General features: G+C 64.7%; 2 protein-coding genes. One reads left to right on the forward strand and one right to left on the reverse strand.

All coding sequences use genetic code 11. From position 1 onward, the window contains the following. Positions 1 to 298: SDR family NAD(P)-dependent oxidoreductase (locus tag C2U70_RS32485; RefSeq protein WP_140982828.1), on the reverse strand; the 298-nt coding region annotated here is incomplete at its 3' end. Between the two features lie 214 nt (positions 299 to 512). Here C2U70_RS32485 and C2U70_RS32490 point away from each other — a divergent pair. Further along, positions 513 to 1,321, forward strand: an 809-nt coding sequence (locus C2U70_RS32490) for an aldehyde dehydrogenase family protein (RefSeq protein ID WP_140982831.1), incomplete at its 3' end; no start/stop codon positions are given.

Consider the following 1,321-nt stretch of genomic DNA (forward strand, 5'->3'; position numbering starts at 1 on the left):
GCTGGATGCCGGCATTGTTCATCAGGATATCGGTGCCGCCGAACCGCGCGCGCACCGCGCTCTCCAGTTCCGTCACGCTCTCCGGTCTGCTGACATCGACGCACGATGCCATCACATTCGCGCGACCCGCAATCGATGACAGTTTTGTTTCGGCCTCCGCCAGCCGCCCCTGGTCGACATCGGCGATGCAGACCTTCATGCCCAGCTCAGCGAATTTCAGCGCAGCCGCGAGCCCGATGCCGGCGGCGCCCCCGGTGATCACGGCGACATTGTCTTTGGACATGGCGGGATGCGGCATGGATTTTCTCCGGCGAGGGTGGCGCTGCAACTGCGTCGACCTATATCACGGCGAGCGTTTGACCACGACCGGGATGCATGGGAGGTCTACGTGCGGCGCGACCACGAGGCGGCTTTACGCAAAATCCCCCGCGCTGTAGTTTTGGTGCCATAACGATCCCGCCCAGATCGACCCCATCAAACACGAGTCCAAGAAACCTAGAGGGAGTGCAGCCATGGCTGTGACGCAGGCTATTCCGATCACGCGCCATCCGTTCGCCAACGGGTCCTACAAGCAGATGCTGATCGACGGCAAGTGGGTCGACGCGGCCTCCGGTAAGCGTTTCGAGACCCACAACCCCGCGACCGGCGAACTTCTCGCGACCGTTGCCGAGGGCGACAAGGAAGACATCGACCGTGCGGTCGCCGCCGCCCGCCGCGCCTTCGAAGGACCCTGGAGCAAGGTCAAGCCGTTCGAGCGGCAGAACCTGCTGTTGAAGCTCGCCGATCTCGTCGAGAAGAATTTTGACGAATTGTCGCAGCTCGACACGCTCGACATGGGCGCGCCGGTCAGCCGCACCCGCGCCTATCACCTGCGTGCCGTCGGCATGCTGCGCTACTACGCCGGCCAGACCACCGCGATCCATGGCGAGACCATCGAGAATTCGCTGCCCGGCGAGATCTTCTCCTACACGCTGAAGGAGCCGGTCGGCGTCGTCGGCGCCATCATTCCCTGGAACGGCCCGCTCACCGCGACGATCTGGAAGATCGGTCCGGCGATTGCAACCGGCTGCACCGTGGTGCTGAAGCCGGCGGAAGAGGCGCCGCTGACGTCGCTGCGCATCGCCGAGCTCGCGATGGAAGCGGGCGTGCCGGCGGGAGTCATCAACGTCGTGCCGGGCTATGGCGAGACCGCGGGTGCCGCACTTGCCTCGCATCACGACGTCGACAAGGTCGCCTTCACCGGCTCGCATGTCACCGGGCAGGCGATCATTCGTGCGTCGGCCGGAAATCTGAAGCGCGTGTCGCTCGAGCTCGGCGGCAA

The sequence above is a fragment of the Bradyrhizobium guangdongense genome (assembly GCF_006483445.1).
Classification (GTDB): domain Bacteria; phylum Pseudomonadota; class Alphaproteobacteria; order Rhizobiales; family Xanthobacteraceae; genus Bradyrhizobium; species Bradyrhizobium guangdongense_A.